The following is a 25,837-nucleotide window of genomic DNA, read 5'->3' as shown; positions in this document are numbered from 1 at the left end:
TTTGTCTTGTTTTCTTATTGTGACGATTATCTGGCGAGCGTAAGCTGTCGGTTCGGTAATGATTTTTTCATGTGGTTCTCCAGAAAGTACGGTAAGGAGTCAAACGATCCGATCACGAATACGCGTGTGGTAGTTTGTGTGCCGGTTCATCCAATATGATTGTGAGATTTTTCCTGAAAAATTCTCCAGAATGGATGATCATTCCTGTACTTCTGTGTGGGTCTTTATCATAATTGTTAAAAAACATCATAAGTCTTGGTTACTGACATGACATTTTCTTTACGAGCAGGTAGAATATGGGTGATATGTGTGATGCGGTGGGTTCTTTTTTATGTGTAATTTTTTTGATCTTTTGGATTAGTAGGATTCAATGTTTTTGTGGATGGTAGGATTCAATCTCTGCAAACTTAGATTGTATTACTTTATGTGTGGAATCATTTTATTTTTTGTAATCTGATTTGATGGTCTTCGTTGATTGATGAAATTTATCGAAGGAATAATTCGAAAGAATTCGGCGTATTTTTGGATGAGATTTGGTAGGATATTTAATGTGAGATTTTTTGGATGGGGGTTTACTGGATTTTTTATTTGATATTTTTCAGAGATCTGTAATTTTCCTAAATTTTGTGTGTGGTGGATTGAATCCTCATTTAGGAGGAATTACACTTGAAAAACATGAAAATAATGGCAGTTCTCGCCGTTCTGCTCGCAGCAGCGCTCTTTATCGGAGCAGCATCTGCAGCATACACATCAGTGGTGAATGAGGATGTCGTCGTAATTGGCGACACAATCTCTCTTACCGGTGTGTCAGGTGCAGGTACACTGTACCCGGTCGACACTGCGAACAAAATTATTGCGGGAACGAATCTCACCGTAGCAGCAGATAATTCTGTAGATCTTACGAAGGCAGATGCTGGCACGTATATCTACAGTGCCACCACCCAATCCATTGGAGATTCACTGACACCCGCAGCTGCTACCCCCAGAATCTACACAGTATCTGTTCAGGTAGCAACAGACGCAGTATCACAGATCCTGAATGGATCGGCAACAGATGTTCCATTTATAGTTACAATCTCCAACGCAACTACTACCGTTGCCGTTAAGGGATTAGAACTTGAATTCTCTGATGGTCAGACTGTGCCAGTATCAGTTACCAATGTTGCAAGTGCAGGTAAAATTTCGGCATTAGGTTCAATTACTCCGACAGCAACGGGAACAATTACTGTTTCTGCAGTAGCAAGTGGAAGTGGCAAAACCGTAGCCACCACGACACTGACAAGTGTCGATGCACGCACGATTAAAACTGGTGAAACAGCATTCGTATATGAGTATATCTTTACCGTCACTGGTGACTCAACTCTGACTCTGTCAACCCAGAACTCCGGAGTCGTCAACACCATCACCGGTAAGAACGGTATCTTTAACCTCCTTGAATCCGCAGTTGGCGGACACTATGGTGAGTATAACTCTACCACCGGTATCAAAGTCAACATCTGGTATCCGGAACTCTCCCTGCTTGCATACCTTGGAGACTCCACTGACTCTGTCGACGGCAAAACCGTTGGTAAGTTAGACGATGTCTCCTTCTACGTGGAAGCACCGAAAGTTGCAACCTCACTCAATCCGAACGCAGAAATTACCATCTGGTTCACGACCCCGGTCTCAGGTAAGACCAGTGTCTATGGTACCACTGATTTCGCCGCAGGAACAGGGCAGAATACTATCCTTACTGATGCAAAACAGCTGATTGGTACTGCAAATGCAACCGCTGACGCAGCTGCAGGAACCTACACTGCATATGCAGAGTTCCAGACCCCGAAGGCCTTCAAGGACTACGCAAAGAAGTCCAACACGATCTCCTTCACCGTTCAGAGCTCTTCACTCACCATCACGGCAGCAAAGGACTCCGTCGTCCGCAGCAACCCGTTCACGGTCACAATCAGTGGTGACGCCAAGACACAGTACAAGGTCTACATCACTAACCCCGAAGATGACTCCAAGAAGAACCCGACGCTCCAGCCAGGACAGTCCGGCTTCAAGAGCAGTATCACCAACGGTGGCATCTTTGAAACCGATGCAAGCGGAAAGAGAACCATCCAGTTCAACACCGCAGCAGAGACCGAAGACAAGACCTTTACCATCAGAGTTGAAAGAGATAGCGACGACTCTGACTGGGACGAAGTCAAAGTCAAAGTCGAAAAAGGTGCAGTAACTATCTCCGCAGAGGGTGACGGTTCCTACTACATCGGTGCAGAAATCAAACTTACCGGAACCAACACTGACAGCAGCAACATCTATCTCTTCATCACCGGTCCGAACCTGAAGACCAACGGTGAGCAGGTAAAACAGCTGCCCGAGCACATTGATGCATTTGTTTCCCGCACCGCAGATGTTGCCGTTAAGACTGACAACACCTGGGAATACAAGTGGAACACCGCAAACTGTGGTCTTGACACTGGTGCATACACCATCTACGCAACCAGCCAGCTTACCAACGGTAAAGCATCTGACGCATATGTCGTAGGAACAAATGTGCAGGCAGTCAAACTCTCCGACTCCGAGTATGCAACCATCTCTGTCAACCTGAAGCAGCCGTTCCTGTCCGCAATCCCGTCTGGAACTGTCGTTGCAAAGGGTGACAAGATCTACATCCGCGGAACCGCAGAAGGCGAGCCGAACACGCTCCAGCTCTACATCTTTGGTCCGAACAAGTATCAGAGAGAGTCCATTACCGTTGAAGACGATGGAACCTACGAAAAGAAACTTGAGATTGGATCCGAGTGGTCTTCCAACCAGTACTTCGTTGTCATCGAACACCCGATGTATAACGGCCAGATCGATGTAAAGCAGGTCTACTACACTAAGGATAATGTTGTAGCCGAGACGAAGGAAGAGTCGTCCTATACAACCCTTGAGATTGAGAACTTCGGTAACAAGACTACTACTGGTCTGCAGGCATCCTTCATCGTAGAAGGTACCAACAAACTCCAGGGTTCTAATGCAGCAGATGCACTCACCAAGATGATTGACTCTGCCAACATTGATGATATCTACACGAAGCTGACGTTCACCGTCGCTGAGCCGTGGATCAACATCAAGAACCCGGGAGACCAGGCAACTGGATCCAAGTTCACCATCACCGGTACGACCAACCTTGCCGTTGACGACCAGATCCTTGTTGAAGTAGTGTCTTCTTCCTTCAATGCAATTGACAAGACCTCTACCTCCACCACCTCCGGTGTCTCTCAGACCACGAAGGTTGTTGCAGGCGAAGGTACAGAAAACACCTGGTCTGTCGACGTTGACACGACCAACTGGAAGCTTGACGAGTACACCATCAAGGTATCCGGTATCGAAGTCGATGTCTCTACGACCACGAACTTCAACCTCGTTGAGAAGCTTCCGGACACTCCGAAGCCGACCGAGACCGGTGCAACCGTTGTTCCGACCACTGCAACCGCAACTGCAACCGCAACCCCGTCAACTCCGGGCTTCGGTGCATTCATTGCACTCGCAGGACTTGGTGCAGTAGCACTCCTCGTACTCCGCAGAAACTAACTGCGTGCAACAAAAAGAGATGAGTAACGATCAGGAGAAATCCTGAGACAAAACAACTCTCTCTTTTCAGAAAAAAATATCACAAGCTCTTTTCAAAAAATTTCAAACACAAACACACACGCAAGAAAAAAACCATTCCGCACAAAAAAGAAAAAATTATTTCGCCAGCAAATGATTTGCCACCTTAATAAATAAACACTCCCCCGTCCCCAGCTCATAAAACGTATCCGCCTTCTTATCGATCTTCGCATCTGCACGCCAGAACTTACACTCTTTACCCATACATCTCTCCTGAGTCAAAGGACAAATCACTCCCACGAAATCACCTTTTCTGAAAATATTGAACCACAAAAATAAATCACTTTCGTTTCACAAAACAAAAAAGAAAAAAATTAGAAACTGATCATTGATGCCGTGATCATCGTCCCGACACCATCATCCGTGAACAACTCCAGAAGCAGATTATGCTCCGCATTCCCGTTCACCACATGTGCACCCTCAACACCATGACGAACTGCATTCACACTCGCCTCAAGCTTCGGGATCATCCCGCCCGAGATCGTCCCGTCCGCCATCAGTGCATCCACATTCTTCAGCGTCAGCCGGTGGAACACCTGCGTCCGCTCCTTATCCATCACACCATCCACATCCGTCAGAGAGATCAACTTAAACGCCTTCAGCGCCACCGCAATCTCTCCCGCCATCGTATCCGCATTAATATTCAGATCATTTCCCTTCCGATCAATTGCCAGCGGCGACACCACCGGAATATATCCCGCATCCAGAAGTGTCTCCAGAAGTTTCGAATTGATCTCGCGAATCTCCCCGACAAACCCGAGATCAACCTCCTCCTCGCGATCACCGATCATCACCTTCTTCAGCGGCATCTTCTCCGCAATCACAAGACCACCGTCATTACCGGAAACACCCACGCCATGAGCCCCGTTCTTCGCAATCAGACTCACAATCGCACTGCTGATCTTACCTGCAAGAACCATCTGGGCAATCTCCAGCGTCTCCGCATCCGTCACCCGCAGGCCACCGATAAACTTCGGCTCCTTCCCAAGGGCCTGCATCTTCTGCGTAATTTCCGGGCCGCCGCCGTGCACAAGCACAACACGCATCCCCACGTAGTGCAAAAGCACCGCATCCTCGATCACCGTATTCATAATCTTCGGATCAACCATCGCATGGCCGCCGAGCTTAATCACAATCGTCCTGCCGTGGAACTTCCGGATATACGGAAGCGCCTCCATTAACACATTTTCGCGATTCATGTTGTATACTTCCCGTTAATCTCCACATATTTTTCCGTCAGATCACAGCCCCACGCAACTGCCTCCTTCTTACCGGACTCAAGCGTTATGGTAAACACCACATGTTTACCCACCATCGCGGCCTTCGCCTTTTCGAGATCTGCCGCGATCTCTCCCTTTCGCACGAGCGGTGTCTCGCTCTCTCCCTCACCAATCGAAAGCGACAGCTCATCAATAGCGAACTCAACACCTGAATATCCGGCTGCACAGACAACTCTGCCCCAGTTCGGATCTTCACCGTACACCGCACTCTTCACCAGCGGTGACGTGATTACTGCCTTGGCAATTTTTTCCGCATCCTTCTCACGGCGTGCCCCTTTCACCCGGACCTCAAGCATTTTCGTTGCCCCTTCACCGTCTGCGGCAATCTGTTTCGCAAGAGAAATGCAGCACTCTTCAAGTGCTGCCGCAAACTCCTTCTTTGGCACGTGACCGGCTTCGCCCGTCGCCGTACAAAAGAGGGAATCGTTCGTACTCTCGTCACCGTCCACAACCACGCGGTTCAGACTCCGCTGCACCGCGGTCTTCAATGTGTCATGCAGACGCTCGGCTGAAACCTCTGCATCGGTGTACACGAAAGAAAGCATAGTGCCCATGTTCGGCGCAATCATGCCGGACCCTTTGCAGATACCGGCAACGGTGAATCCCTCTCTCTGCACCAGGGCATGTTTTTGTACTGTATCAGTCGTCATGATGGCGGCAGCCGCCGCCATCTCCGCCTCACCGGAGTGGGCAAGCTTTCCCGCAACATCGCCGCTCTGGCGGCGGATGAGATCAAGATCAAGGTATCTTCCGATAACGCCGGTACTCGCAACACCCGTTTCCCTCTCGGGAATGTCGAGTGCCTCTGCACCAATTGACGCCATTGTTTTTGCATCCTCGTATCCGCGTTTGCCGGTGTAGGCATTGGCGCATCCGCTGTTCACGATGATGCCGGCAAGCTTCCCGCGTCTGGTACGCTCCGCCATGAGGTTTACAACCGGTGCCCGGACTTTGTTGCTGGTAAAAACAGCTGCTCCGGTTCCGGATGCTTTGATAAGTGCAAGGCCGTATTTTCCTTCTTTTACGCCCCATGCGGTGACGCCTTCAACAGCACAGATACTCTGCATATGAATTCCTGTCTATTATATTTGTTCTGTGTATCTTGAATGTTCTTACGGGAACATTCCAGGCATGCGAAGTCCATCCGTCTCACTAAATCCGCACATGATGTTCATGTTCTGGATTGCCTGACCTGCGGCACCTTTGACGAGGTTGTCGATTGCGGAGACGGCAACAAGCCGTGTGCCGTCGGCTTCGAGTTCGAAGTTGATGTCGCAGAAGTTGGAACCGCGAACACCGCCGAGTTTTGCGGTCTGGAGACGAATGAAGGGTTCATCCTTGTAGAAGGTCTCATACCGTTTTTTCACTTCCTCCAGATTCACCGGTTCGTTGAAGAGGATGTGGGCGGTGGTAATAATTCCCCGGATTGCCGGAAGCAGATGGGGGGTGAAATAAATCTTCGCGGAGGATCCGAGGAATGCTGCTTCCTGTTTCATTTCGGGAAGGTGGCGGTGTGCGGTGATTTTGTACGGGGCGATGTTTTCATCGACGTTGGGGTAATGGGTTGTCTCGGAGACGGAGTCGCCGGCACCGGAGACACCGCTCTTTGAGTCGTAGATGATTGTCGTGGCGAGGTCAGCTACCGGAGCTGCTGCGAGGGTTGCACCGGTCGGGAAACACCCGGGGTTTGCGACGAAGTCCGCACCACGGACTTCGTCACGGTGAAGCTCGGGGATCCCGTACGGGGCTTTGAAGTATGCGGTGTGTTTGACGCCGTAGGTTTTTTCGTAGATGTCCTGCGGAAGCCGGTAGTCGGCGGAAAGGTCAACGGTTCTGATACCGCGTTCACGAAGCTGAAGTGCATACTGCATTGCTGCGGTGTGCGGGACGGCAAGGAAGGCGACGTCTGCATCGATGTCGTTGACGTCAGGATTGGTGTAGTCAAGGTCGATGAGATTTTTTAAGTGTATGTGGTCTTTGGTTACGGGTGTTCCGGCAAGTTTGCGGGAGGTGGCACAGACGATGTTTGCTTGTGAGTGGGTAAGAAGCAGTCTGATGAGGTCTCCTCCGGCATAACCGGATGCGCCGACAATCGCGATATCCATAACTACAGTATGGGTTGTGGAAGAGATTAAATTCTGTTATGAGATGAAAAAAAGTGAGTTATTCGGGTTCCCAGCCGGAGTCATAGATACTTTCAGGTTCTTCCTGTGATTTGGTCTCGGTTTTTGGTTCAGCGGCAGTGGGTTGTTCGGGTTTTTTGGGGTCAAGGAGTTTTTCTGCGAGGATTTCAAATTCGTTTTTTCGCTCCAGCTGGGTGATGAGCTCCTGCGGAAGTGCAGCGATTCCATAACGGGCACCGGCGAATGCTCCACAGAGGAGGGTGAGGGTGTCGGCGTTGCCGCCGCAGGCTGATGCGTAAGCGAGCAGTTCTTCGGGAATGTCGTAGCGTTTACAGAGGAATATTGCGAGGGGGAGGGTATGGTAAACTGAGGAGGAGTTGCCGATTGCTGCAAGGGCATCGTCGATCGGCATGCCGGTTCCTTCGATGCGGATGGCGTTGTTGAGCCGGGCAGCCAGATCTTGGTCCATGTTCTGTGCGGCGGTGAGGAGGGCCTGATATGCGGCGGCGGTGTTTTCGGTTTCGATGAGGGTATTGAGGAGGAGAGCGAAGCCGAGGGTTGCGGCGTAGACTCCGGGGTGGGTGTGGGTAATGCTGCAGGCTTCGAGGAGTTTGGGTGCCATTTCTTTGCGATCTTTGTAGGCGAGGGCGAAGGGAACGGCAAGGGAGATGCATCCGGCGCTGTCGGAGTATACGCCGGAGCCGATGAGGTCGTCGGTTGTTTTCATACGTTTGCATGCGGCGTAGGTGGTTCCGTCAGGGTAGCGGAATTTGTTGAGGTTGTAGGTGCGGAGGAGTTCTTTTGCGTAGGTTTCGGGGTCCCAGCTTGCTTCGGCAAGGAGACGGGAGGCAATGAGTATGAGCTGGGAGTCGTCGGTGTACTGGCCCGGGAGCAGGTCATGGTTGGGGTGGCCTTTGTATGCACGTTTGAATCCGAGGGTGACTCCGATGAACCGGCTTACGGTGGTTTCACCGGGCATGCCAAGGGCATCGCCGAGTACTGCGCCGAGGAGGCATCCCTTGTATTTATTCAGCATATACTATGTTATGGGAGGGAAGTGGGTTAATTGTTATGGTGATGTTGGTTGGGTGAGGTGTTGTGTATGATGTTTGATTTTTCCGGGTTTTGGTTTGGTAGGATTCAATGTTTGTTTGCGGGGAAGGATTCAATTTCTGATATTTTGATATGTTGTACTTTGTTTGCGGAATTCTATTTGATTTTGTTATTCTCCGGAGTCTGATTCGTTGATTGATGAAGTGTTTTCGAAGGAATATTTGGTATATTTTTTGAATGGATTTGGTAGGAAGTTTAATGTGAATTTTTTTGGAGAGGGGATTTCGGGATTTTTTGGTTGGCTATCTTCTCTGTTTTGCGAATATTTGTAATTTTGATCCTGTGGGATTGAATCCTTATTTAGGAGGAATTACACTTGAAAAACACAAAGATTATGGCCGTATTGGCTGTTCTCCTCGTCGCAGCACTCTTTATCGGTGCAGCATCTGCAGCAGAGAGAGCTGTTGCTACTGGTGAGACAGCCTATATCGGTGAAAATATCACCATTACTGGTGCCGCAGGGCCATGGATTGCTCTGGCAGGATCTGGTAGTACTAGTCCAGTTGCTACGAATGTAACTGGTGGAAGTTATATCTCACTTACAAGTATAAGTGTAGCTACATATGATGTCCTGAAATCGGATGATGGCAGTGCTTGGAATAAGGACAGCACTCTGACCGTCACCGTTGCAGATCTGCCCACCGTATCCATCACACCGGCAGAGATCTACGTTAACACTGAGCTCTCAGCAACCCTCAACGCAGTTCTTCCGAATGGTGTATCTGAAGTTAGCGTGTCGTATAATGGTGTAGAGACTACTCTCACTACCACCACCGCAACCGTAATTGGCAAAGCAGTGGCCGGTCAGACAGATATCACACTTACGAAAGTAAACGGCATTGCCTCCTTTGCAACTGCACCAGATGTAGCTACAATCACCGTATCGTCAACATCAGATGCTGACATTGACAACTTTACCGCAGCCCCGGACGCAACAGAAATCGCAACGGGTTCTTCGGTAACAATTGACATCAACGCAACCAAGCAACTCACGACCCCCGTCTGGCTTTCGTGGGGTGACGGAACCACTGAGCAGCTTGACTTCGCGAGCAGCGTCAATGTGTCCATGTCCCACACCTATGCTCTTGCAGACACCTACCCGGTTATTGTCATGAACGGTCCAACTCCGGGTCAGTCTACTCGTCTGAAGACCGTCTCAACGATCACCGTTACAGGAACTGCTGGCGAAATCGTTGTTGACATGCCGATTACAGCAGCCCAGGGCTCTACTGTAGAGATTACTTTCACTTCAATGGGTGTTGTTCAGCCGGCAAACGTCACGGTCAAATTTGGTGATGGACAGACTAAGACTGCATCCTTCAGCTCAATTCAGGGTGGATTCGAAGCAGTTGTAGAGAACATCTACGCCACAGTAGGTACCTACACCGTCAGCTACACAATTAACGGAGTAGAAACCGAAGCTGGTGAAATCACCATCACTCCGGCCGAGTACAGATACATCCAGGGCACTGGCCAAGATGTCTTCGTCTATGAACACATTGATGTTAACACCGTCGTATCAGGTGCCAGCAAACTTACCAAATACTCCGATGGAGCAATTCCATCCGCAGTAAACGTCATTGCAGGTACCGCAGGTAAATTCTACCTCACTGAAGAAGTTGTCAACGGACAGTATGGTAAATACGTCATTGATGGAAATTACGATGCATCTGGATTCGTGTACGTCTGGTATCCGGAACTCTCCCTTCAGGCAGAACTGACTACTGGTGCCAACGGTGCAACCTCCGGTGACTCCATTGATGGCAAAAATGTCAACAAAGACACTGTTGTCTCCTTCCTGATCAACGCACCGAAAGTCGGTCCGGCATTCTACAATAATGCAGCACAGACAGGTGCCACAGCCAAGATTGTCTTCACAACTCCGGCATCAGGTAAGACCACAACCTTCGGTACTGGCACCTATGCACTGCCATTCGGTACCGTGACCCTTACCTCTGCCCAGACCATGGCTGGTTACACTCAGGCGGGAGAAGACGCAACTGCCGGAACCTGGACTGCTCAGGCAGAATACACGTCCCCGCAGGCATTCTCTGACTACGCAAAGAAATCCAACACGATCTCTTTCACGCTCCAGAGCAGCACCCTGACTATTACCGCATCAAAAGACTCTGTCGTTCGCAGCAACCCGTTCACGGTCACTATCGGCGGCAAGTCCCAGACCGAGTATGCAGTCTACATCGAATCCCCGGCAACCAATGAGGTCAACCCGACCCTGCAGCCTGCCCAGAGTGGATTCCAGAGCTCATACAACGCACCCGCTCCCGAAAAATACTACAGTATCGTCAACGGAGAAATCTACTACGCCGGCTACTCCGACGCAATCGGTGGAGTCTTCAAAACTGATGCAAGCGGTAAGAGAACCATCCAGTTCAACACCGCAGCAAACACCGAAGACAAAACCTACACCATCAAAGTCTCCGGCCTGACCACCAACGACGCCGGGGCCATCATCTTCGACAGCGGTGACTACGACAAAGTCAAGGTCAAAGTTGAAAAAGGTGCAGTAACCATCTCCGCATCCGGTGACGGAAGCTACTACCTCGGTGACGAAATCAAACTGAGCGGAACCAACAGCGACAGCAAACTTGTGTTCCTGTTCATTACTGGTAAAAACCTCGGCTCTGCCGATGGCAACGTCCTCAAATCACTGCCGACACTGAAACAGGCAGCACTTGCAACCAACCCGGTCGTCGTCAATACCGACAACACCTGGGAATACAAATGGGACACCAGCAGAATCTCCGTTGACCCTGGAGCATACACCATCTACGCAACCAGCAGACTCACCAACGGAAAAGCATCCACTCCATTCAACGTTGATGGAAAAGAAAGCGAAATGTACGGATCCAAGATTGAAGGAGAAGATGGACTCTGGGCAGTCAAACTCTCTGACTCCGAGTATGCAACCATCTCCGTCAACCTGAAGAAACCGTTCCTCTCTGCAGTCCCGTCCGGAACTGTTGTCGCAAAAGGTGACAGCTTCTATGTCCGCGGAACCGCAGAAGGCAACCCGAACAGCCTTAAGATTTACATCTTCGGCAACAACTTCTTCGAAGATTACTCCGTAAGTGTCGAAGACGACGGTAACTACGAAAAGAAGATCGATATCCCCGAAGGCATGTCCTCCGGTCAGTACTTCGTCGTCATCCAGCACCCCATGATGAATGCAATGTTTGATGCAGATCTCGCACAGGACGAGGATGGATACGAGTACTTCTACATCCCGAATGTAAAGCTCGCTGCAACCAGCAGCCAGTCCTCCTTCTACGTAACTGGATCTGACAGACTTCCGGGAGACCAGGCAGCCGATGCACTCACCAAGATGATCGACTCCCCGAACATTGATGATATCTACACCAAGCTGACTTTCAATGTCGCTGATGCATGGATCAGAATCGCCAACCCGGGAGACAAAGCAGCAGGTTCCAAGTTCACCATCTCTGGTACAACCAACCTTGCAATCGATGATCAGGTCCTCGTAGAAGTTTCATCCTCCTCCTTTGAGGCAACTGAAAAGACACAGGACCTCGGTAACAGCGGTGTGACTCAGACCACGAAGGTTGTTGCTGGTGAATCCGGTGACAACGTCTGGAGCATCGAAGTTGACACGACCAACTGGAAGCTTGATGAATACTCCATCAAGGCACAGGGTATCGAAGTCGATGCAACCACCACGACCAACTTTAACCTTCTCGAGAAGCTTCCGGACACCCCGAAGCCGACCGAGACTGGTACTCAGGCAACCACCACTGCAACCGCAACTGCAACGACTACTCCGACCCAGACTCCGGGCTTCGGCGCATTCGTGGCACTCGCAGGACTTGGTGCAGTAGCACTCCTCGTACTCCGCAGAAACTAACTGCGTGCAACAAAAAGAGATGAGTAACGATCAGGAGAAATCCTGAGAAACACCACTCTCTCTTTTCCCAGGAAAAAAATCCCGGCTCTTTTCCAAACACATTCTCACGCAGCACAACGAACACGTGAACGTTCGCACCACTATCTATCCGATCAATAGTCACGACACAATGAAATCGTGTGCCGTCTGAACCGGTTATGTTCTATGGGATCACAAGACAAAGACCCGCACTCCCACAGAAGAAAAAAAACGGAAAGAATTACACACCCCATCTCACGACAAAAACATCGCAAGAAGCGGCAGCGTAACCACACTCACCAGCGTCGTAATAAACACACCCTGGGCCGCAATATCCGGATGCACCCGATGTTCTGACGCAAGCATCACCGTATTCGTCGCCGCCGGCATACCCGCCGTCACCACCACCACTCCCAGAATCAGTGGATTTTCAATAAACGGCGAAAAGATCACATACACCAGAGCAGGCAGAATCAGCAACCGGATACCCGCAACAAAATACTGCCGCACATTCCCGAAGATCTTCGACAGATCCAGCTGTGCAAGGAACCCTCCCGTCACCACCAACGACAACGGCGTCGTCACACTATCCAAAAGCGCCAAAGACCCGTTAATCGGATCAGGAATCGTCGTTGACGTCAGAAACAGCGCAAGGCCAACAAACGTTGAAAAAAACGCCGCATTCAACAACAGCTTCGGCTGAAAAACCGGACGCCCCTCGCCGCCTCCGTGAGCAGTCAGCAGCCAGATGCCCAGCGAATACGCCAGAATCGTAAACGGAATATTAAAGATCGCCGCATAAAAAATCGCATCAGGGCCGAAGATCATCTTCAGCACCGGGAACCCCATAAACATCGAGTTCGAAAACACCAGCATAAACCGGAACACCCCGTACTCCTCATGCCTCGCACGCAACAAAACCGGTGCAAACCACGCAACGACCAGCGAAACTGCATAATACCCAAGCGCCGCCACAAGCAGCAACTCACCATTTTGCAAAAGCTCCGACGTAAACGGAATCTGCATCGAATAAATGATCATTGCCGGAATACAGATATGCAGCAAAAACTTCGAAAGCGACACAACCGACGTCTCATTAAAAATTCCAACACGTCTACAGAAAAATCCCACCCCGATAAGGAGGAACAGAATTAAAATCTGGTTTAAGGCGATAAAATAATCCACAGCCCAAGACCTCCTTACTATCGTGTACATATAAAACCGAACCGATAGTTAAACTATCGGACCCGACCATAATATGGTATGGACGAAATCGTCGAACAAGGATTTGACCGCCTCCAGACACTCATCAGCGAAACCAAACAAAAACAGGATGATGCATCCCGCGAATTCTGTAGCCGGAACGCAGCACTTCTCTCGCGGATGATTGACGCAGTAGCCCCCATCGCCCAAGAGATCGGATCAGAGTTCCTCCTCAAAGCAAAACAGGACACCAAAGGCGAACTCTACGACCAGAAATACTACGAAGAAAAAATGATCATCCTCGGAAAAACCGACGCCCCGCTGGAGTACCGGCCCGACGATCCCAAGAAAAAAGTCACCCAGCAGTTCTCTGTCCTCTCCGAAAAAGGCGCATTATACGAACTCATGTTCTCCAACGACGGATTCGTTGTCGACACCTACGCATCCCCGCTTACCCCGGAGGACGCCCTTGAGTTCTACGGCTACGACATCATCTACATGCTCTACTCCGCAATGAGAGACTATTATCTCGCAGAAGAAGAAGTACTCGCAGCTCTCGATCTTGCGCTCGGATACATCCAGAAAAAGACCCGGAACTAACTTTTTTTACTATAAAAAAATCACAAAAACAGTGGGCCCGATGAGATTCGAACTCATGACCTCCCGGTTATCAGCCGGGCGCACCACCTAGCTATGCTACGGGCCCCTTTCGAGTGTTACCCTAATACATATGCTCTATCCATATAAATAAATTGTGAATTGCTAAGGGGAACAGGCTTAACTCTTTATCCTGCCAAACGTATGGAATAATATATTGTGGCAGGATACAGAATGGCAGAAGAGAGGAACAAACAATATCTCCTGGGAAATGATGCAATCGCCCACGGATGTCTGGAAGCCGGAGTAGACTTTGTATCCGGCTATCCGGGAACCCCCTCGTCCGAGGTCGTTGACACACTTCGCCGGGTCAAAGACCCCTGGTACTATCTTGAATGGTCAGTCAACGAAAAAGTTGCATTCGAAAACGCAATCGGTGCAAGCTGGTGTGGACTGCGCTCAATTGTAACGATGAAGCATGTCGGCCTCAACGTCGCAGCAGACCCGCTGATGACTTCCTCTTACACTGGAGTGAAAGGAGGATTTGTCATCCTCTCCGCAGACGATCCCTTCGCTCACAGCTCGCAGAACGAACAGGATTCGCGGATGTATGCAAAGTTTGCCCAGATCCCCTGTCTTGACCCAAAAGATGTCCAGCAGGCTCACGACATGATGGCCGGTGCCTGGAATCTTTCGGAGAAGTTCTCTCTTCCGGTACTGTTCCGGCCAACAACCCGTATCTGCCACTCAAAGAGCGATGTGGCGCTCGGCGAGAGGTCACCCTCACCAAGAAAAGGAGAATTTATCCGCGATCCGAAACAGTACGTGGTCATTCCTGCCCACACCCGTCCGCTTCATGCAGTTCTCACGAAGAAACAGCCGGAGATTTCGGCGTATCTGGTTGAAGCCGGATACAACTCTGCAGAAATCCGGGGAACACGGGCCGTGATCGCCGGAGGAATTTCCGTTTCCTATGTAGAAGAAATTCTGCCGGAGGATGTTTCCCTGATCCGTATCGGTGCGTATCCGATCGATCAAAAATGGCTTGCGGATGTTGTGGCAAAGCACACGGAGGTTCTGGTTGTTGAGGAACTGATGCCGGTGATCGAGGAAGCGGTTCGTCAGGCAGCAACTACGACAATTGTTCATGGAAAACTTGACGGATACCTGCCGCACGAGGGGGAGTTCTCCTCGGCTCTTGTTGCAAAGGCACTGGTGAAAGCCGGATTCCTCACGGCAAATCCCTTCCCGGTTGAACCGGTCCCGGAGGCTGTTGCGGTAAGACCACCGATCCTCTGTCCGGGATGTCTTCACCGTTCCGTGTTTTATGCGATGAAGAAGGTGTTCCGCGATGGAGTGTTCCCGAGTGACATTGGTTGTTACACACTGGGTCTGCAGATGGGCGCGGTTGATACAACGATCTGTATGGGCGCATCGGTTACAGTTGGTTCGGGCATTGCCCATGCCTGTCCGGGGACAGATGTTGTCTCAACGATCGGTGACTCGACGTTCCTGCACACAGGGGTAAACGGGCTGATCAATGCGGTGTATAATAATGCGAACCAGACGATTATCATTCTGGACAACCGCATTACGGCGATGACCGGCCATCAGCCGAACCCGAACACGGGCGTGACGGCAACCGGTGTGGAGTCTCCAAAGATTTCTCTGGAAGAACTTGCGCGTGCCTGCGGGGTTTCATTTGTGGAGTCGGTGGACCCATATGATCTGACGGATCTTCTGGAGACGCTGAAGGCTGCAAAGGAGAAGCCGGGTGTGAAAGTGATTATTGCAAAGCAGCCGTGCGTGATTATGAACAAGCGCAACGGCGTGAAGCGAAGCCGGTATGTGGTGGATGCAGACACTTGTGTAAAGTGCGGAGCATGCATCCGGTACGGGTGTCCGGCTCTGGAGATCCGTGAGGATGGTACGTCGGTGACTACGGCGCTGTGTACGGGATGCGGTGTCTGTGCTGATATCTGTCCTGCGGGTGCGATTCATCGCGGAGGTGCGAGGCAATGAAGAAGAGTTATGATGTGCTGATTGTTGGTATTGGTGGTCAGGGTACGATTCTTGCCTCGAATGTGCTGGGTGATGCGTGTGTGATTGAAGGGCGTCATGTCCGCGGTGCGGAAACGCACGGGATGTCGCAGCGCGGCGGGTCGGTGGAGACGCACATACGTATTGACGGGAAATTCGGGTCTTTGATTGCGCCCGGTTCTGCAGATCTTCTGATTGCGTTTGATGTGCTTGAGGCGCTCCGGTATCGGCATTTCCTGAAGGAGGAGGGGGTGATGGTGGTGAATCGTGAGATGGTTGTACCAACGTCGGTATTTTCGGCAAAACTTCCGGTGCCGCGGATGGAGGATGTTGTGGCCGAGCTGAAGTCCGGTAAGGCAACGGTGATTCTTGTGGATGCAACGGAGATTGCGACAAAGGCGGGCAGTCCTCTTGCGGCAAATATTGTGCTGCTTGGTGCTGCGTCTCACCAGCTTCCGTTGTCGGTGTCGTCTCTTGCTGAGGCGGTGCGGCGGAATGTTCCGCAGAAGACGGTTGCACTGAATGAGCAGGCATTTGCAATGGGCCGTGAGGTCCGTTTCTGATCTTTTTTTGATTTCTTTTTTTGATTTTTTGGTTTGGTAGGATTCAATGTCTGTGTGTCCGGTAGGATTCAATTTCTGATTTTTTGATATGTTGTACTTTGTTTGCGGAATTCGATTTGATTTTGTTATTCTCCGGAGTGTGATTCGTTGATTGATGAAGTGTTTTCGAAGGAATATTTGGTATATTTTTTGAATGGATTTGGTAGGAAGTTTAATGTGAATTTTTTTGGAGAGGGGATTTCGGGATTTTTTGGTTGGCTATCTTCTCTGTTTTGCGAATATTTGTAATTTTGATCCTGTGGGATTGAATCCTTATTTAGGAGGAATTACACTTGAAAAACACAAAGATTATGGCCGCGTTGGCGATTTTTCTTGCAGTTGCACTCTTTATTGGTGCTGCATCCGCAACGGTTGTTAACGTTTCCACTACCACCACAATTCCGAGTAGTGAGGTCATTAATACAGCTGGGACTTACACGCTGAACTATACAGCATCCCAGGATCCAACTGGCAATATGTCAGTAGGTACCGTTGCCTCACTTCCATCGGGAGTCATGTTCTCGTATGCAGGGAACTCCCTGACTACAGATAGTAGTGGTAATGTCACGATTGGATCGACTCAGGAAAATGGTATCTATGAAGGTACATACAATTTCCCAGCAGTAAAATATGTAATTAATGTTACAACGGAACCTGCCAAGCAGTCGGGTGAATTCGCATATGATCCTGCCCTTAATGCAATGGTTTGGACTGTTACAAAAGGATCTGGTTTTGCACCACAGTTCCCAAACCAGCAGTATCCAGCTGTAGACACTGAGTTTAAGACCGCTGACGGAAAAGTTGCAACAACCAAAGGTGCAACCCCGATCCAGATTCCGGAGGCAGGATTGTACAACTACACTACTACTGACAATACTCAGACCTTCTACTTCCAGGTCGCACTGAGTAGTGGACCAACTCCGACCCCAGGTGCTGACAGAAATGTTGCAAAGGGTAAAGATGCCTTTGTTTTTGAGCACATTACGGTCAACAACACCGTGACCTCAGGCAAACTGATCAAGTTCACCGACGGACAGATGCCCGCAGTTGTCAACCAGATTTCCTCTGATGCAAACGGTGTGTTCTATCTGACTGAGGATGTCGTTGGCAACAACTACGGTGTGTACTACCTTACCGACGGATGGGATCCAGAAGCACCATACATCAACATCTGGTATCCGGAACTCTCCATTCAGGCAGAACTGACCACGAACACTGCAACCGGTGCAACTGCTGGTGATTCTATTGACGGTAAAAACGTCAACAAAGACACTGTTGTCTCTTTCCTGATCAACGCACCAAAAGTTGGTCCGGCATACTACAATGAAACTGCAGGTACTGGTGCAACTGCAAAGATTGTGTTCACCACCCCTGTTTCCGGTAAGACCACGCAGTTCGGTAAGGTAGACTACAACAACAAACTCCTGACTGCATCCCAGACTAACGCCGGCTGGACCGCAGCAGGCGATAATGCAGCTGCAGGAACCTACACTGCACAGGCAGAGTACACGTCTCCGCAGTGCTTCGCAGACTACGCAAAGAAATCCAACACGATCTCTTTCACCCTGCAGAGCAGCACCCTGACCATCACGGCAGCCAAGGACTCCGTTGTCCGCAGCAACCCGTTCACAGTCACCATCAGCGGTAAAGCACAGACCGTCTACGCAGTGTTCATTGAAGACTACAAGACCACCACCGACAAGATCCCGACCCTCCAGTCTGGACAGAGCGGATATCAGTCTGGCTCCGATATGAAAACAACTGACGGTCAGATCGCAGGTGCAAACTTCAAGACGGATGCAAGCGGTAAACGCACCATCCAGTTCAACACTGCAGAAAACACCGAAGACAAGACCTACACCATCAAAGTGCAGGGCTACGACAAAGACGGTAAACTTGACGCTGGCGACTACGACAAAGTCAAAGTCAAAGTTGAGAAAGGTGCATTAACTATCTCCGCATCCGGTGACGGTTCCTACTACATCGGTGACGAAATCAAACTCACCGGAACCAACACCGATAGTGACCTTGTCTTCCTGTTCCTGACCGGACAGAACCTCAATGCAAATGGTATCGTTCTCAAAGACCTTCCGAAGAAGATAGATGCACGCCTTTCCGAGAACCCGGTAGCTGTCAAGACTGACGACACCTGGGAGTACAAGTGGGATACCTCCAAGATCGCACTAGACACTGGTGCATACACCATCTATGCAACCAGCAGACTCACCAACGGTAAAGCATCAGATGCATCAGACAGCACTTCGAAGTACGCAACTAACGGTAAAGCAGTCAAGCTGTCCGACTCCGAGTATGCAACCGTTTCCGTGAACCTGAAGCAGCCGTTCCTGTCCGCAGTTCCGTCCGGAACCATCATCGCACAGGGCGACAAACTCTACGTCCGCGGAACCGCAGAAGGCAAACCAAACAACCTGATGCTCTACATCTTCGGCCCGAACTTCTTCGAAGACCACTCCATCACTGTCGAAGACGATGGAACCTACGAGAAGAAGATCGACATCAGCAACTCGATGTCCTCCAACCAGTACTTCGTCGTTGTTCAGCACCCGATGTACAACAACAACTTCGACGCAATGCTTGTTGACGAGTCTGACGACTACAAGTACTTCCAGATTGTGAACTCCACCACCGGCGGTTCCCAGCAGGGTTCCTTCGTTGTGTGGGGAGACAACAAACTTCAGGGATCCCAGGCAGCAGATGCGCTGACCAAGATGATCGATGATGCAAACATCGATGATATCTACACCAAGCTCACGTTCACCGTTGCAGCACCGTGGATCAGAATCAACAGCCCGGGAGACCAGGCAGCAGGATCCAAGTTCACCATTTCCGGTACTACTAACCTTGCAGTCGATGATCAGATCCTTGTTGAAGTGATGTCTTCATCCTTCACTGCAGTTGACAAGACCTCCACCTCTACCACCTCCGGTGTCTCTCAAACCACTAAGGTTGTTGCAGGTGAAGGTTCTGACAACACGTGGTCCGTCGATGTCGACACCACCAACTGGAAACTTGACCAGTACACCATTAAGGTGAACGGTATCGAAGTTGACGTCACCACCACGACTGACTTCAACCTTGTCGAGAAGCTTCCGGACACCCCGAAGCCGACCGAGACCGGTGCTCCGGCAACCACCACTGCAACCACAACTGCAACCACTGCACCGACCCAGACTCCGGGCTTCGGCGCATTCATTGCACTCGCAGGACTTGGTGCAGTAGCACTCCTCGTACTCCGCAGAAACTAACTGCGTGAAACAAAAAAGAGATGAGTAACGATCAGGAGAAATCCTGAAACAAAACAACTCTCTCTTTTCAGAAAAAAAATCACCAGCTCTTTTCCAAACACATTCTCACGCAGCACAACAAACACGTGAACATTCGCAACAAACCTGCCTGACACAACCGTAAATCCCGGTCGGTATCTCTCATTCAAACAACTCAAAGAAAAAATCCCGAACCTATCCGACCCCTCCCCACTCCAAAAACAATAGCAGACCTACATTCCATCTTCAGCAGGAATATTGGAAAGCCCGCTATCATCACACATCCAAACCAAACATCGCATATCCCACACATTTTATCTCTCCTTTCATTACCCGCATCAACAAAGTACAGCAGCACATCCTAACAGGATTAAAAATAATCCGTGAAAAATCACAACAGAAAAAACAAAAAAAATATGGAAAATCGGAACAAGCCGATTTACATAATCTTGCCGAGCAGGCGGATAGAGTTCGTCATATCCGGTCCAAGCGGGGAACCGAAGATGATCTGCGTAACACCTGCTTTCGTCAGGTCTTCGCACTTCTGGCGGATAACATCTGGAGTACCGCAGATAGTGAATGCTGCGATCTCTTTCTCCGTAACAAGTCCGCCGACTGCACCGAAGTCAAAGCGTGCAAGTGCGTCCTTAATCTTTGCAACATTTGCAAGGTCAAGACCGTGGCGCTGGAGCAGCGGCTCAGGAGAACCTGCTGCAATGAAAGCTGCAACAATCTTTGCTGCCTTCTCTGCCTTCTTCTGGTCCTTGTCAATGGACAGAGCAGTGTATGCACCAACATCAAAGTTCTTCTTGCCAACCTTCTCGGTTGCTGCCTTAATAATTGGGATAGCAACATCGAAGTCCTTCGGGTTGGACGCATTAATAAGTGCTCCGTCTCCCTTCAGACCTGCGAGCTCAAGGACCTTCGGACCCTGTGCACCAACATAGACCGGAATGCCCTTCTTACCTGGGAGAGTAACACCCGTCAGCTTTGCACCATCATAGTCAAAGAACTGCAGACCCGACTTCTTCACTTCTGCACCACTGCAGAGTGCGCGAATCTGATCAATTGCCTCACCGAGTCTTGCAACCGGCTTTACCGGATCAATTGCGAGCTTCGGAAGAGTAGACAGGTCACCTGGGCCAATACCAAGAACTGCACGGCCATCGGAGATCTCATTCAGCGTGCAGGCAAAGGATGCCATTCCAGCCGGAGTATCCGTAAAGGAGTTCATGATACCCGGACCCATCTTCAGGGTCGTAGTTGCCTGGGCAACTGCGGTCAGAACCGGATAGCAGTGGCGGTTGTTGTAGTGGTTAGTGATCCATGCGTAGTCAATGTCCTTGCTCTCTGCAAGCTTACAGTAGTTAACTACCTGCTTAACATTAACGTTTCCCGGAACAAACTCAATTCCATAAGTCAAAGTTCTTTACACCTCAATTCTAAGTTAATCCCCTCTGCATAAATAGATTCTGCTTTGAAAATAATCATTCCGGCAAAATCCGGAGGATTTCACCATCGGCGCCTAAATGAAGGAAAAATCAGGGATTTTTGTATGCGCTTTTCAAATAATTGACAGCATCAGGGAAAACACCCGCATCTTATAAAAGAATATATGTTTATAAAAGGAATAATAGAAGCAGAATGCATTCTTCCGGGGATGCGGGTGAACCACAATGAGAGCATTACTCATCGGACTTGGCGGAGCAGGCTGCCGTATCGTCGATACGCTCAACCAGCATGACGAGCGAAGCGGTGTCCGGAGTGTGCGATCCTTTGTGTTTGATGCAGACCAGAAAACCATCTCCGAGATGCAGACCATCCCGCAGGAAGACCGGTTCGTTCTCACCCCGGTCGATCCGATCAAAGAACACAACAATCGGGGAACCGACTTTGAAGTAGGAAACCTCGCAAGCTGTTTTCAGCGTGACGGCATCGAAGAGATTGACGCAGTATTTGTCTGCGCAGGTCTCGGCGGAAGAATGGCCGAGCTGGTGCCGACCATCGTGTCCCAGCTCAACGACGCCTTCCCCGATCCGGTCTTTACCATCCTTACACTTCCCGGGAGAAATGAAGGAGTAAAAGTTTCCGCCCGGGCATCCGAAACACTTGAGGATATCCGGAAAGTTTCCCAGGCAACGATCCTCTTTGACAACGAAACATGGTTCAAACGTACTGAGGATGAAGACAGCATCAAAAATGTAGTAGAGGCAAAACACAAAGCCACCATCTACGAAATGTTCCCGGTACTGAATGAAATGCTTGCACGCCGTGTCGGTCTCCTGCTTCGGGCCGGAGAGTTCAACCACAAAGGCGTTGAAGCCGCGGAAGTGGTTCTGGATGCAGGAGAGGTACTCAACACTCTCAAACAGATGGACCTCGTTGCAATCGGCTATGCAACCGAAAAACTTCCAACCACCTGGACCAACAATATGATGAAACGGATCCGGGTGGAAAAATATCTGCTGGAAGAGAATCAGGCGCGAACTTCCCGGATTGTGGAGCTGGCAAAACAGGCGGTGTACCGGGAAGTCTCCGTCCCCTGTGATCTCACATCCTCGGAAAAAGCACTGGTGCTGATCGCAGGCCCGTCCGATGAACTGTCCATGAAGGGATTCCAGACGGTCCGCAAATGGATTGACCGCAGCATTAAGGGCCTTGAAATGCGGGCCGGAGATTATCCGGTCAAATCAACCCAGTATGTCGGCGTGATCATTGTTCTTGCCGGTCTGGAAAATGTACCGCGGGTGAAGGAGTTGGACGAAATTCGAACCATTTACGAAAACGAACAGAGCAAAGAGTACGAAGAGGAAGAAAAAACCGAGACGGTCCCAACCGTTCAGGTTGCAAACGACGAGATTCTGTTCGAGGACGAGATGGTGATGCCGATCGGAATTACCGGTACCTCAGTTCCGGAAGAGGAGCAAGAGGAAATTTTTGAACTGGATGATATTTCCGAACCCAGGGGAAGAGGAGGAGATATATTTCCGGAAGAGCCGCAGACCATGCAAACCCCTTCCTCTCTCTCAGATGACGTGTTTGAAGAGGAGTTGGTGATGTATGGTGCTCCTCCCCCGCAGGGGGAGGAGGATGTGTTTGAGGACGGCATTGTTGTTTCGTCCCAACCGCAGTATATTCAGCCTCCCATTCCCGCAGAAGATGATGATGTATTTGAGGATGTGGTCCGGAGAGTTGTTCCACCGCCGCCGCCCCAGCAGCAGTACATGTATCCTCCGCAGTATGCACCGCAGTACATTCAGCAACCGCAGACCGCTACCATTTTTGATGAGACTCAGAGTGGGACACGACCGGTAATCCCCAAGGAAAAACCCAGACCAAAAGAGATGCCGAAGATCACCCTTGCCGGATCGAAGAAACAGCCGCAGATGACCGGCAGTACGATTATGATGCCGAAACGGCAGCAAAAAGTGGACAATGTACTCGCGGGTATGGCAGATGTTGGCGGCAAGGATAAACCGAAAGACTCAGACAGTGTTCTTTCCGGCAAAGCAAATGTGGGCGGAACCGGACGGCCAAAGGAAACGATGGGGCCGGGTGTTCTGGAAGGAAAGGTGACCGTTGGGTATCAGAGACCAAAAGAAACCGAGGGCGGTGTCCGCATGTCCGGCGGTCAACGTCCGAAAGAAACCATGACTCCGGGTGTTTTGGAGGGATCGGTAAGCATTGGTACTCAGCGACCGAAGGAAACGGATGGACATATTCGTATGTCCGGTACACAGCGTCCAAAAGAAACTGACGGGCATATCAGAATGTCCGGAGGTCAGCGGCCGAAGGAGACAGATGGCCACATTCGGATGGGGGGAACACAACGACCGAAAGAGGTGGACGGGGTTGTGCGCGGTGGGTCAGTACAGCGGCCAAAAGAAATCGGCGAGTCTGCAAAGGTGCGCGATGCCCAGAAACCACGTGAGGTGAACAAAAGCATCCGGGTAACGTCAATTCCATTGCCGAAAAATCCTGCGGTCAGAGAGATCGCAAAAAAGAGTGAGAAGGACAAGTGGCTCTGAGAGCTGCTTATATTTTTGATTGCACTACACCGTAACTGTCCTGATAGTTGCCGTTGTAAGCGTTTTCCACGTTACCAAGGATTGGGTGGATGAGCATCTGTACGATGCGTGTTCCTTTTGCAACCGGAATATCCTCCTGCCCCATGTTTACCATACAGAGCGTAAGATTTCCCCGAAATCCCGGGTCAATGTATCCTGCACCAAGCAGGACGCCTTTCCGACCAAATGAGGAGCGACCGCGAAGAGTTGCGGCGAGATCGGCAGGGAGACTGACAAACTCCATAGTTGCCACAAGAGAGAGTTCTCCCGCTTTCATGATAGTGTCTTCGGCGGCCCGGAGATCGTAAGATGCAGGTTGAAGAGATTCTTCGGCAAACGGTGTTATGCCAAGTGTTCCATCAGCGATTCGTGCACGAATTGCAGAGGAGGAGAGCAACATATCTCTTGTGTTGGTTTCTGCAGCAATTGTACTTTGTGCTCCGGTCTGCCGGACACATACGATAGGGTATAAAAGGGATAAAGAGAGATGAATATATCAGTTGGATCTGTAGGGTAGTGGATATCCTTCCGGGCTTCGAACCCGGAGAACTGGGTTCGATCCCCAGCAGGTCCGTAATTTTTTTGTTAAAAAATGTTAGAAGGATCCTCTTCTGCCACGGTTGCCGGATTTTCCTTTTCCTTTCATCAGGACGACGACAACGATGATGATGATCACTACAATGACTCCTCCGACAAGTGCGACGGGGAAGTTCTGGGAAATCGGTATTGTTACTGTGTTAGTCTGACCGGCTGTTATGGACCATGAGAGGCTTGTACTTGTATAGCCATCTTTCGAGACACTGATCAGGACGGTTTTGCCGGGCCCCATGTCTTTGGTGAACTTTCCGGTTGCATCGGTGATGCCGGTAACGAGGTTGTCAATGTAGATCGCGGCTCCGGTGACCGGGTTGTTTCCGTCAACAACGAGAATGGTCAGGGGTACGGTTGCGTAGGAGAGTTTTACGATGACATCTGAGGAGTCTTCCGTAAAGGTCACTTTTTCTTTGTAAGAAACGTAGTTGGTTTTGGTGACTTCCAGTGTGTAGGTTCCTGCAGTGATGTCTTTGAGGGTGGCTCTTCCGTACTCATCGGTGGTGCCTACCGTTTTTCCGTCAAGAATGATGGTAGCGAGGGAAACAGGTTTCATGTCATTGTCGGCATCATAAACGAGAATTCTTGGGGAGAAGTAGGACTTGGAGAGTGTGATGGTAAGAGAGGTCTGATCAGTCTCAATGTACTGGGAAGAGGAGTAGGTTTCGTAGGAATCTGCTGTTACCTGAATGTTGTGATACACACCTTTTTCCATAGAGACGTGGAGAATTCCCGCACTGTTGGTGGTTCCCATTCTGAGTCCGTCAATGGAGATGGCGGCACCTGCGACCGGTGTTGATTTGTCGGGATTAAGAACTTTGATCTGAACCAGATTTGATTTCTGGAGATAGACGGTGTACTCTTTTTCCATCGAGTTGACGTTGATGGAGAATTTCTGGTCGTCAAATCCATCCTTGGTGACGGTTACACTATAGGTGGACTTGTATTCGACTGAGGCGAATTTTGCGATGCCATCAACGGTGGTGTACAGGGTCTGTTCCAGGCTTGTTCCGCTTTTGACAATGACGACCTTTGCATCTTTGACGGGGTCGTGGGATGCGCTGTTGTCATAGACGTTGATGGTAAGGCTTGTGGCTTCTGCTGCAGCTATTCCACAGAATAGCAGGGATGCCAGCAGAAGGATAGCAACCAGGTGTTTTATTGACATAGATATATTCAGTTTAGGGGGTGATCGGGTATTATTTATTCGGTCGGGTGGATAGAACAGGTGTACGTGATCTTTGGCCATACTATTATAGTAGGTAGAGGTTGTTTGTATGCTTTGTTGTGAGGGTATGTGTTTCTGATCTTTTTTTGATTTTTTGGTTTGGTAGGATTCAATGTCTGTGTGTCCAGTAGGATTCAATTTCTGATTTTTTGATATGTTGTACTTTGTTTGC

Annotated in this window: 16 protein-coding genes and 2 tRNA genes; 8 read left to right on the top strand and 10 right to left on the bottom strand. The window is 50.0% G+C overall.

The features are described from left to right. Positions 1 to 675: 675 nt before the first annotated feature. Positions 676 to 3,561, top strand: a complete 2,886-nt coding sequence (locus O0S10_RS08615) for an MEMAR_RS02690 family S-layer glycoprotein (protein WP_268925471.1) — start codon at positions 676 to 678, stop codon at positions 3,559 to 3,561. Between the two features lie 156 nt (positions 3,562 to 3,717). Here the strand turns inward: O0S10_RS08615 and O0S10_RS08610 are convergent, their stop codons facing one another. From O0S10_RS08610 to O0S10_RS08590, 5 genes are all read right to left on the bottom strand, one after another. Beyond that, positions 3,718 to 3,843, bottom strand: a complete 126-nt coding sequence (locus tag O0S10_RS08610) for a hypothetical protein (RefSeq protein WP_268925468.1) — start codon at positions 3,841 to 3,843, stop codon at positions 3,718 to 3,720. A gap of 110 nt (positions 3,844 to 3,953) precedes the next feature. After that, positions 3,954 to 4,838, bottom strand: a complete 885-nt coding sequence (gene argB, locus O0S10_RS08605; RefSeq protein WP_268925467.1) for an acetylglutamate kinase — start codon at positions 4,836 to 4,838, stop codon at positions 3,954 to 3,956. Further along, positions 4,835 to 5,986, bottom strand: coding sequence for a bifunctional ornithine acetyltransferase/N-acetylglutamate synthase (gene argJ, locus O0S10_RS08600; protein ID WP_268925466.1), 1,152 nt, complete (start codon positions 5,984 to 5,986; stop codon positions 4,835 to 4,837). Before argJ ends, argB begins: the two co-directional genes overlap by 4 nt. A gap of 45 nt (positions 5,987 to 6,031) precedes the next feature. Next, a complete protein-coding gene (gene argC / locus O0S10_RS08595) occupies positions 6,032 to 7,024 on the bottom strand; it encodes an N-acetyl-gamma-glutamyl-phosphate reductase (RefSeq protein ID WP_268925465.1) in 993 nt (330 codons plus the stop codon). Positions 7,025 to 7,082: 58 nt separating this feature from the next. After that, positions 7,083 to 8,078 (bottom strand): ADP-ribosylglycohydrolase family protein, encoded by a 996-nt coding sequence (locus O0S10_RS08590; protein WP_268925464.1) that lies wholly within the window; start codon positions 8,076 to 8,078, stop codon positions 7,083 to 7,085. Between the two features lie 393 nt (positions 8,079 to 8,471). Between O0S10_RS08590 and O0S10_RS08585 the strand changes: the two genes are divergently transcribed. Beyond that, a complete protein-coding gene (locus O0S10_RS08585; RefSeq protein WP_268925463.1) occupies positions 8,472 to 12,035 on the top strand; it encodes an MEMAR_RS02690 family S-layer glycoprotein in 3,564 nt (1,187 codons plus the stop codon). 273 nt (positions 12,036 to 12,308) lie between these two features. On the opposite strand, the gene O0S10_RS08580 is transcribed toward O0S10_RS08585, so the two are convergent. After that, positions 12,309 to 13,238 (bottom strand): AEC family transporter, encoded by a 930-nt coding sequence (locus O0S10_RS08580; protein WP_268925462.1) that lies wholly within the window; start codon positions 13,236 to 13,238, stop codon positions 12,309 to 12,311. Between the two features lie 78 nt (positions 13,239 to 13,316). Here O0S10_RS08580 and O0S10_RS08575 point away from each other — a divergent pair, with 78 nt between their 5' ends. Then, positions 13,317 to 13,856 (top strand): hypothetical protein, encoded by a 540-nt coding sequence (locus O0S10_RS08575; protein ID WP_268925461.1) that lies wholly within the window; start codon positions 13,317 to 13,319, stop codon positions 13,854 to 13,856. 32 nt (positions 13,857 to 13,888) lie between these two features. Here O0S10_RS08575 and O0S10_RS08570 read toward each other — a convergent pair. After that, positions 13,889 to 13,962: transfer RNA gene (locus O0S10_RS08570), tRNA-Ile, on the bottom strand. A gap of 125 nt (positions 13,963 to 14,087) precedes the next feature. On the opposite strand from O0S10_RS08570, the gene iorA reads away from it, so the two are divergent. From iorA to O0S10_RS08555, 3 genes are all read left to right on the top strand, one after another. After that, positions 14,088 to 15,875 (top strand): indolepyruvate ferredoxin oxidoreductase subunit alpha, encoded by a 1,788-nt coding sequence (gene iorA / locus O0S10_RS08565; protein ID WP_268925460.1) that lies wholly within the window; start codon positions 14,088 to 14,090, stop codon positions 15,873 to 15,875. Beyond that, positions 15,872 to 16,456, top strand: coding sequence for an indolepyruvate oxidoreductase subunit beta (locus O0S10_RS08560; RefSeq protein ID WP_268925459.1), 585 nt, complete (start codon positions 15,872 to 15,874; stop codon positions 16,454 to 16,456). The genes iorA and O0S10_RS08560 overlap by 4 nt, the downstream gene beginning before the upstream one ends. A 332-nt stretch (positions 16,457 to 16,788) precedes the next feature. Then, positions 16,789 to 19,761: an MEMAR_RS02690 family S-layer glycoprotein gene (locus O0S10_RS08555; RefSeq protein WP_268925458.1), complete on the top strand. Its 2,973-nt coding sequence runs from the start codon at positions 16,789 to 16,791 to the stop codon at positions 19,759 to 19,761. 457 nt (positions 19,762 to 20,218) lie between these two features. On the opposite strand, the gene O0S10_RS08550 is transcribed toward O0S10_RS08555, so the two are convergent. Continuing rightward, positions 20,219 to 21,202 (bottom strand): 5,10-methylenetetrahydromethanopterin reductase, encoded by a 984-nt coding sequence (locus O0S10_RS08550; RefSeq protein ID WP_268925457.1) that lies wholly within the window; start codon positions 21,200 to 21,202, stop codon positions 20,219 to 20,221. 253 nt (positions 21,203 to 21,455) lie between these two features. Between O0S10_RS08550 and O0S10_RS08545 the strand changes: the two genes are divergently transcribed. Then, positions 21,456 to 23,807: a tubulin/FtsZ family protein gene (locus O0S10_RS08545; RefSeq protein ID WP_268925456.1), complete on the top strand. Its 2,352-nt coding sequence runs from the start codon at positions 21,456 to 21,458 to the stop codon at positions 23,805 to 23,807. Positions 23,808 to 23,814: 7 nt separating this feature from the next. Here O0S10_RS08545 and dcd read toward each other — a convergent pair whose 3' ends face one another. Further along, a complete protein-coding gene (dcd, locus tag O0S10_RS08540) occupies positions 23,815 to 24,246 on the bottom strand; it encodes a dCTP deaminase (RefSeq protein ID WP_268925455.1) in 432 nt (143 codons plus the stop codon). Positions 24,247 to 24,348: 102 nt separating this feature from the next. Between dcd and O0S10_RS08535 the strand changes: the two genes are divergently transcribed. After that, positions 24,349 to 24,420, top strand: a tRNA-Arg gene (locus O0S10_RS08535). A 21-nt stretch (positions 24,421 to 24,441) separates the two neighbouring features. On the opposite strand, the gene O0S10_RS08530 is transcribed toward O0S10_RS08535, so the two are convergent. Further along, on the bottom strand, positions 24,442 to 25,605 hold the full coding sequence (locus O0S10_RS08530) for a PEGA domain-containing protein (RefSeq protein ID WP_268925454.1): 1,164 nt from the start codon (positions 25,603 to 25,605) through the stop codon (positions 24,442 to 24,444). Positions 25,606 to 25,837: the final 232 nt, after the last annotated feature.

The sequence above is a fragment of the Methanocorpusculum petauri genome, from assembly GCF_026891975.1.
Taxonomy (GTDB): Archaea; Halobacteriota; Methanomicrobia; order Methanomicrobiales; family Methanocorpusculaceae; genus Methanocorpusculum; species Methanocorpusculum petauri.
This window is presented reverse-complemented; position numbering and strand designations above follow the sequence as displayed.